The following is an 8,939-nucleotide window of genomic DNA, read 5'->3' on the forward strand; positions in this document are numbered from 1 at the left end:
GGTGAAGTCTATTTATTTCTTTCTTAGAAAGTGAAAACTAAAGTTCAAAAAATCCACACCAGCTAGAAATGTAGGTGTGGATTTAGACGAGATGGAGACGCCTATGAGAAAACAGTTTTATAGGCTTCGCCCGCGCCATCAATAAACATTTGAGTACCGATAACCGCTAGGATTAAGCCCATCATTTTCGTCACGACGTTCAGAGCACTCGGTCCAACTGCTTTGACCAATTTGTCTCCAAATAAAAACAGTATATAGGTAATAACACACAACACAGCAAAAGAAACGATGGTAATAATGGTTTGATCAAAACCACCCGCCGTAGCAAAGTTCATCGCGGTAGCAATCGTTCCAGGCCCTGCTAATATCGGCATTGCAAGTGGAGAAACGGCAATGCTCAACGCCGCCTGCTGCTGCGCTGGAGAATACGCTTTCTCTTTAGTTTTCTGATGCGTCGAATCACCTTGAAGCATATTAAAACCGATCAAAAACACCAAGATACCGCCCGTTATTCGCAAGGCGTACAGCGTGATACCAAACAAATCAAAAATTAATTTACCGGCGATCGAAAATATCGCAATGATGACAAATGCAATAAAAACCGAACGAAGCGCCATGGAACGTACGGTTTCCCTGTCCTCATCAGCCGTTAAACTCAAAAAGATAGGAATATTGGCGATGGGGTTCATGATCGCAAAGAAGCCCATAAACACCGTGACTGTATGAACGATGAGTTCTTTCATATTTTCCACTGCAGTTAAATTGTTGATTCTAAAAACAGTATATACGCTCTCAAGCAGAACGAGTGATGTATTCTCTATTCATCTTCACACTTATGCGCTAAGCATTGTTTTTCTTTTGAGATAGTTTACCGACTCATCAAATATCGCTAAGGTGAGGCTTCAGCCTTTACATGTAACAGGGGATGTTAAGTCACCATGAACAGTACGATACAAACAATTCTCAATCACTACTCAATTCGAAAGTTCACCTCGCAACCTATTGAAAGCGAACAATTAGAAACGATTCTACAAGCTGGCCTTGCGGCGTCTTCATCAAGTATGTTGCAAGTCGTCTCAATTATCCGCGTGACCGACAAAGAAAAGCGTACGCTATTGGCACAATATGCGGGGAATCAAGGGTACGTTGAAAGCGCTGCTGAGTTTTTGGTGTTTTGCATTGATTACCAGCGCCACGCAAGTATCAATCCTGATGTGCAAGCTGATTTCACCGAGTTAACACTTATCGGTGCTGTTGATTCTGGCATCATGGCACAAAACTGCTTACTTGCAGCAGAGTCTATGGGACTAGGAGGCGTGTATATTGGTGGCTTACGAAACAATGCTCAAAAAGTCGACGAGTTATTAGGCTTACCTAAAAATACAGCCATTTTATTTGGTATGTGTCTTGGTCATCCAGATCAAGCCCCTGAAGTTAAGCCACGTCTACCTGCTCATGTCGTGGTGCATGAGAATCAATATCAAGACCTAAATTTGGATGATATTCAGGCTTATGACCAAACCATGCAAAACTACTATGCAAACCGTTCGAGCAATCAAAAACAAAGCACTTGGTCACAAGAAGTCACCAGTAAACTAGCTGGCGAATCACGTCCGCACATCCTGCCTTACTTGAACAGTAAAGGACTCACTAAAAGGTGATGACCACAGTACGATAGGATCAAAAAAGGCCTCTGAGAGGCCTTTTAATTATCAGTACAGTTAATTAGTTACCGCCTGAACCACCTGATGGCGGATCAACAGGATCAACTGGTTTGCCTGGCTTCGCATCTGGAATCGGTGGCACTACCGGTTTGAAATCATCTACAGGTTTTCCTGCTTCGATCTCTTTTTCAACCTGGTTAACAACATCTTTAGTATCTTCTTCAGATACCTCTACGTAAATAACCTCACCAGAATCATTTTTAGGGTAATTTGGGTTCTTCTTAATTACCTCTTCAGTTACAGCTTTAGCTGCTACTGAAATTGCTTTCGGAGAAGCCGTAGGGTTCGCTTTAATGACATCTGAAACTACATTCGCTGTAGCAACCAGTTTAGTCGCTAATGCTTTTGTTGCAGCATCACCACTCTCATCTAACTGCTTAACTACACTTTCAGTATTGCGAAGCAAATCATTAACGGAAACGCCCATCGCATTAACATCAAGACCTAAGTCAGCAAACACTTGCTCTGCAACCTCTGGCGTGTAAATTGCACCTTCTTCCAAAGTATCCGTTACTAGAGTAGTAAACGGTGAACCTGTTACAGGTGCATCTGCTTGCGCTAGACCTTTTGGAATTTTGTAATCAGTTGTAATACGTTTACCATTAGATGCATCTACACTCTTATCAGTGTGCTTTAATGTGAAAGTACACTCACTTGGAGCACTAACTACATCTATGTGACTAATGCGCGCATAGCCAACCATACCTTTGTAGTTTGTTGTCAGTTCATCAGCCTTACCTTTTAAATCTCCACCACAGTCGTAAGAGACTTCCATGCCGATAACAGCTGGATCATAAGCCTGTACTGAGTATGTTTTTACCTCAGGATCGCTGTCACTACCACAACCTGCTAGTAGGACTGCAGCCACACTTGCCGTTAAAAGTTTGATTTTCAAAATTAGCTCCAATATTTGTTGTTATATCCGACCGCAACAGGAAGCATAACGGCAGTTGCATATGGTGTAAATAGGATGCATACAACTTTGGCATGAGTTTTTTCACATTCCTGCCTGTTTACATGTGCAAAATCATGCATTCATCTCAATAACGCTAAATAGACATAATTTTGTCATGTATTCGTAAGTATTTTTTAAGTATGTAGTTGCCTTTATTGCAACCAGATGGATAATGGTTGACTATTTTTGTGGGGTAGATTTTTCACCTTCATAAATGAAACTAAGAGCTCTAAGTCGCTAGCAGCCATTTGGAGTGTTTATTACACAAATAATTCTGAATGGACTCGCTTTCTAAAGGCTTAAAACTGCAGTAAATCGTCAACATTGATGAAATGCAGTTCAATTAGAATGAACCAATTTCAGTCGGCAAACTTTCTTTCGGTAGTTATAAACCAATGAACACATTTAATAAATTTTTGGGGATATCAGTACTTCCTATCCTTCTTACAGGGTGTACTCTGCCTGGTAGCCACCTTTCGGTCAGTGACAAAACAGTAATGAGCACTGAATCGAGTGATATAGAATCGCAGGTTACGGTTTATCCTTTAACTTTGGAGCGAGTGACCTCTTTAAATTCAATAGATCCTTTTTCAAAGCCAAATCCAGAGTTAGATATTGAAATCGCCAAGTATGAATACGAAGTAGGACCTGGCGATATCTTAAATATTACTATTTGGGACCACCCAGAGCTCACGATCCCAGCTGGCTCATATCGTAGTTCAGCCGAAGCAGGTAACTGGGTGCATTCGGATGGCACGATCTTCTACCCTTACATTGGCGTTGTACACGTTGAAGGTAAAAACGTTCGCCAAATTCGTGCAGACATTGCCAACCGTCTTGCAAAATACATTGAGAGCCCGCAAGTCGATGTAAGCGTTGCAGCATTTCGCTCTAAAAAGACTTATGTGACTGGCGAAGTGAACAAGCCAGGGCAACAACCAATCACAAACATTCCTCTTACACTTCTTGATGCCGTGAATAGAGCAGGCGGACTGGCAGCCGAAGCCGATTGGCGTAATGCAACACTGACGCGAAACGGTGTGGTTGAAAATGTCTCTTTGTATGCTCTGATGCAACAAGGCGACTTAACTCAAAACCGTCTTCTAAAGCCAGGTGATATTGTTCATATTCCCCGTAACGATGCACAAAAAGTATTTGTTATGGGCGAAGTTAACGATCCAAAACTACTCAAAATTGATCGCAGCGGTATGAGCCTTACTGAAGCTCTAAGTAGCGTTGGTGGTATTAATGAGATCTCCGCCGATGCTACTGGCGTTTTCGTCATCAGACGTTCAAAAGAAGAAGCTAAAATGGCGGACATTTATCAGTTAGATGTTTCTGATGCTTCTGCTTTGGTGATTGGAACAGAGTTTGATCTCAACCCATACGACATAGTCTATGTAACAGCTGCGCCTGTTAGCCGTTGGAACCGCGTTATTGCTCAACTTGTTCCAACCATTTCCGGCTTTAACGAATTAACCGAAGGTGTACTACGAGTACGCACTTGGCCGTAAAAACGACGTGCCGCAAGAAAGTTATCTCTTGCGGCATGCATTCAATAGTTACGTAGCTCAATTGTGCAATATAAAGAAGCAAGCAATTCAGTTGGGATCATAGGCATACAATTTAAAATAGGGTAAGCATTTGTTTTCTAATATTCTTGTCGTCTGTGTAGGTAATATTTGCCGCTCTCCAACAGGAGAGCGGCTTTTGCAGTCTTTACTACCAAACAAACATGTCGCGTCAGCGGGAATCGCGGTGGATAAAAGTCATTTAACAGGAAAAGCTGCTGATGATATGGCAACCACCATCGCGAACGAACATGGCGTAAGCTTAGATGGACACGAAGCACGACAATTAACACCTGAGCTTTGCGCTCAATACGATCTGATATTGGTTATGGAAAAAGGTCATTTAGAAGCCTTAACCAAAGTCGCTCCTGAGGCACGAGGCAAAACGATGCTGTTTGGACAATGGATAAGTGAAAAAAACATTCCTGATCCATACAGACAAAGTAGAGAAGCCTTCGAACATGCTTATACGCTTATAGAAAAAGCAGCAAAAGCGTGGTCTCAAAAACTATAAGCCGCAAGGCTAAATAAATAAACGCCAATGGCAAGGTATTTAAGAAGTTAAAGTAATGACAACACAAACTATTAAGCAATCACGTCAAGCCGACGATGAGATCGATTTGGGAAAGTTATTTGGGATCATTCTTGATGCCAAATGGCTCATTCTATGTACCGTAGTCCTATTTTCAATTATAGGCGTCGGCGTTGCCATTCTATCAACACCTATCTACAAAGCTGACGCTCTTATCCAAATTGAAAGTAAGAGCTCCGGTGGTATTTCAGCGATGGTTGGTGATATGGGAGAGCTGTTTTCAGCAGAGTCATCAGCAACAACAGAAATTGAGATCATTAAATCTCGTATGATTTTGGGTGGCACAGTTGATAAATTCAACTTAACCACGGTCGTCTCTCCGAATTACATGCCTATCGTCGGTAAGGGCTTAGCTCGACTGCAAGGCGAACAAATCAGTCTGAGCGTTTCACGATTTAATACCCCTTCTTACGCAGTTGGAATTCCTCTAACTCTCGAAGTTATTGATTCTGAAAAACAGACGTTCAGACTTATAGAAGATGACAATAACGTCATTTTAGAAGGTAAGGTTGGCGAGCTCATTGAAAAGGACGGCTATCAATTCTTAGCTACAGAAATGATAGCGCAGGAAGGCGCTTCGTTTACCGTGAGTAAAATCAGCAAATTAGATGCAATCAATGCACTGCAACAAAACTTATCGATTAGCGAACGTGGTAAGCAAACCGGGATTATTTCTTTAAGCTTCTCTGGTGAAGATCGCGCTAAGATTCAAGCTATCTTGAACGACATTAGCCAGAACTACTTCTTGCAAAACGTTCAAAGAAACTCAGCAGAGGCAGAGCAAAGTCTCGAGTTCTTGAAAGGCCACCTTCCTGACATCAAAACAAAACTGACCGCTTCTGAAGACGTTTTAAATCGATTCCGTCAAGAAAATGAATCTATCGACTTAGGCCTTGAAGCTCAATCAACGCTGAAAGTGATGGTTGAATTAGAAGCGCAGTTAAATGAGCTGACATTCAAAGAGAGTGAAATCAGCCAGCGCTTTACACAAGATCACCCGGCTTATAAGTCTCTGCTTGATAAACGTGAGACGCTACTCAAAGAGAAAGAGCGTCTTAATAAACAAGTTCAAAAGTTACCGAAAACACAGCGTGAAGTTCTACGCATGACGCGCGATGTAGAAGTAAACCAACAAATCTACATCCAGCTATTGAACAAGGTTCAAGAGCTCAACATCATTAAAGCAGGAACCGTTGGCAACGTTCGAATCTTAGATAACGCTCAATCGTTCTCGAAGCCAATCAAGCCGAAAAAAGCGCTTATCGTTGTGCTAGCAACACTGCTTGGCGGCATGGCAGGCGTGGCTTTCGTATTAATTCGTGCGGCATTCCACCGTGGTGTAGAAACACCAGATCAAATTGAGCAGATTGGTATGCCTGTTTACGCTAGCGTTCCAAAATCTATTCAACAACTGGAATTTGCAAACAAGCTTAAACGAAACAAAGGCAGCAACGATGAGCTAGTCCTTCTTGCTGAAGCTAACCCGGCCGATCTTTCCATCGAGGCCCTGCGTAGTCTTCGTACTAGCCTGCACTTTGCGATGATGGAAGCGAAGAACAATGTTCTTATGATTTCAGGTCCAGCACCATCTATCGGTAAAACGTTCGTATCGACAAACTTTGCAGCCGTCGCTGCGAAAACAGGTCAGAAAGTACTGCTTATCGATGCGGATATGCGTAAAGGTTATTTGCAGCAATGTTTTGGTTTACGTTGGGATAACGGCCTTTCTGATTATTTGAGCGGCAAGACATCCCATAGCAATATCATTAAATCAACATCCATCGACAATCTAGATGTGGTTACTCGTGGCCAAGTACCACCAAACCCGTCAGAGCTTTTGATGCATCCTCGCTTTAAGAGCTTTGTTGACGAAATGTCGGCGCAGTACGATCTTGTGATCATCGATACGCCGCCTGTACTCGCGGTTACCGACCCAAGCATTGTTGGTGCAATCGCAGGAACAACACTGATGGTAGCTCGTTTTGATCAAACGACTTTGAAGGAAATTGAAGTCGCACAAGGCCGCTTTGAACAATCCGGCGTGGAAGTAAAAGGCGTGATTCTAAACGCCGTAGAGAAGAAAGCGTCAAACTCATACGGATATGGTTACGGTTACTATAACTACGCTTACAAGAGCGAGTAATTAATATCTACATGTATTACAAAGCCCTGCTAGACCTAGCAGGGCTTTTTTATTACTGGATCCTGTAATGCATATCTACTAGAAAACAGATGGTTGTTAGCATGTATATAGGCATTGGCTGTCAAACTATTCAGCACTTCTTTAATGGGGCTGATATTTTGTGATGCAGCTCTCTCATGAATAGTTGCATGATGGATTGTGAAACTCTACTATCAGCCTGCTCACGCCTAAAGCCCCCAACACTCGCGGAAAGAACTTGGTTCACGGCAACTCTTCTACCCTGCTCTGTATAGCAGGAACAATCTGTTTTTACCTTCTTTTGAGCTTCTATTTGGGCGGGTGTGGAAGAGATAAGAAAGGTGAAAAATGAACTCTACAAATAGCTTCTTAATCAACATTAACCAACAAAAATCCGTTGCTAAAAAAAGGCTCAAAGCTATACGTCAACACGATGATGAGATGCTGGATCGAGTTAAGCGATTTCACTCCAAACCAGAATCATTAGCTCCCAATACAATTCAATTAGCTGACGTTCAACATTCGCTAGCCAGAGAATTAGGTTTACCAAGTTGGAGTAAATTAAAAGCGCATGTCGAAGAGTTAGAAGCTCACAAAGACGCCATCAAAAAACACTTCCCTCCTCTTGATAGCGAGCTAAAAACGCTCCATGTCCGCTGTGGGCATGATATTCAGCAACGGCTTAAAGACAGCGGATTCGAGGGAACGTTTTTAGCCCTAATAGATCCGCTTTGTATTGGCCCCATACCAGCAACACCACAAAACTTCCTTGCCATTCGTGCCCAATATGTCGTAGAGACTCTGCTGCCCGTGATGAAGCGTGAAGATTCAGTGCAGGATATTGTCAAATTTGAGCAAGCTAATATTGATACGCTGCTCAGTGATACATTTGAACGAATCGTCTTTTGGGTCGAACATGACAGCTATGACCAATTAATGCTGCTTCGTGCCCTAACCTTGTTAGAGAATGTAGAAAACAAGGTGATAGAGATCATTGAGTTGAACCAGTTCCCTGGCACTGAGCGATTCATCGGTTTGGGGCAGTTGCCTAAAGAGGCTATTCGCGCTTGTTGGCAATACCGCAAACCCGTGACAGCCAAATTATTCAGTCAGGCTAAACATTCCTGGCACGCTGTCACATCACCGACACCCATCTCTATGGTTAATTTGATCGAGCAGCATGATCTAGATTGCTTACCCAATATGCTCAACGTGCTCATACGCCATATGCAAGAGTTACCTCATTCACAAACAGGATTAAGCTTGACTCAGCAGATTGCATTAGAGGTCCTAAGTTCTCAAAATCGTTCAATTCTCATCAAAGATTGGTTTGAACAATATCAACAACGTGAACCTCTACCTTACTTGGGCGATGTGATGTTTTACGCCTTACTCCTCCCTCTAGCACAATGTCAAACGCCTTTAATCACGATTGAGTCACGTGAAAGGGACTGGTGGGAACAGAGCGTCCATATCACTGATGCTGGTCAGCATTGTTTGGAAGGCTTCATGCTAGCGAAGCAATGCTATTGGGTTGGGGGTATTAGCAATACCAATCAGAATTATTGGAGTTGGGATCACCTCCAACTAACTACACTTGCCAACCATCATTGAGTAGACAAATATGAAAGCATAAAGGGTTCGTTGGCTATGATGAACACTCAATACTAAATTATCCCTAAAGAAGCGACCGCTAGCCTGAATATAACTTAAATAGTTATGCAGAAATGCATCCACTCAAAGAGAGTATGCACTCTATCTCTTATTAAAATTTATTGTAAATCCTCTTTGTTATCGGTTGTATATTCGATAAAAGTGTTAAAATACAAACTTTTCATCCGGCCAACTCGTTAATATTTAGTTAAAATCCTATTTTTATTAGTGATAAAGTTCACATCTATTAACCATTTAGAGGATTATTCTTTCGTATTTTCTC

General features: G+C 42.2%; 7 protein-coding genes. 5 read left to right on the top strand and 2 right to left on the bottom strand.

What is annotated here, in order from left to right; translation table 11 throughout:
• Positions 1–101: 101 nt before the first annotated feature.
• Positions 102–743, bottom strand: coding sequence for a MarC family protein (locus CAG69_RS15810; protein ID WP_046875716.1), 642 nt, complete (start codon positions 741–743; stop codon positions 102–104).
• Positions 744–938: 195 nt separating this feature from the next.
• Here CAG69_RS15810 and nfsA point away from each other — a divergent pair, with 195 nt between their 5' ends.
• The gene (gene nfsA, locus CAG69_RS15815) at positions 939–1,661 is read left to right on the top strand and encodes an oxygen-insensitive NADPH nitroreductase (RefSeq protein ID WP_161445071.1); all 723 of its coding nucleotides are present in this window, start codon (positions 939–941) and stop codon (positions 1,659–1,661) included.
• 64 nt (positions 1,662–1,725) lie between these two features.
• Here nfsA and CAG69_RS15820 read toward each other — a convergent pair whose 3' ends face one another.
• Positions 1,726–2,619: a hypothetical protein gene (locus CAG69_RS15820; RefSeq protein ID WP_005397797.1), complete on the bottom strand. Its 894-nt coding sequence runs from the start codon at positions 2,617–2,619 to the stop codon at positions 1,726–1,728.
• A gap of 455 nt (positions 2,620–3,074) precedes the next feature.
• Here CAG69_RS15820 and CAG69_RS15825 point away from each other — a divergent pair, with 455 nt between their 5' ends.
• The 4 genes from CAG69_RS15825 to CAG69_RS15840 all read left to right on the top strand — a co-directional run bounded on the left by CAG69_RS15825 (position 3,075) and on the right by CAG69_RS15840 (position 8,617).
• Entirely contained in the window at positions 3,075–4,193 is a 1,119-nt protein-coding gene (locus tag CAG69_RS15825; RefSeq protein WP_006740798.1) for a polysaccharide export protein, read from the top strand.
• A gap of 130 nt (positions 4,194–4,323) precedes the next feature.
• Positions 4,324–4,764, top strand: coding sequence for an arsenate reductase/protein-tyrosine-phosphatase family protein (locus tag CAG69_RS15830; protein ID WP_031780663.1), 441 nt, complete (start codon positions 4,324–4,326; stop codon positions 4,762–4,764).
• Positions 4,765–4,819: 55 nt separating this feature from the next.
• Positions 4,820–6,985, top strand: a complete 2,166-nt coding sequence (locus CAG69_RS15835) for a polysaccharide biosynthesis tyrosine autokinase (RefSeq protein WP_161445073.1) — start codon at positions 4,820–4,822, stop codon at positions 6,983–6,985.
• Between the two features lie 366 nt (positions 6,986–7,351).
• Positions 7,352–8,617 carry a DUF1835 domain-containing protein gene (locus CAG69_RS15840; protein WP_161445075.1) on the top strand — a complete coding sequence of 422 codons (1,266 nt, stop codon included), beginning with the start codon at positions 7,352–7,354 and terminating at the stop codon, positions 8,615–8,617.
• Positions 8,618–8,939 lie beyond the last annotated feature (322 nt).

The organism is Vibrio sp. V43_P6S15P86, from assembly GCF_009904725.1.
Classification (GTDB): Bacteria; Pseudomonadota; Gammaproteobacteria; order Enterobacterales; family Vibrionaceae; genus Vibrio; species Vibrio diabolicus.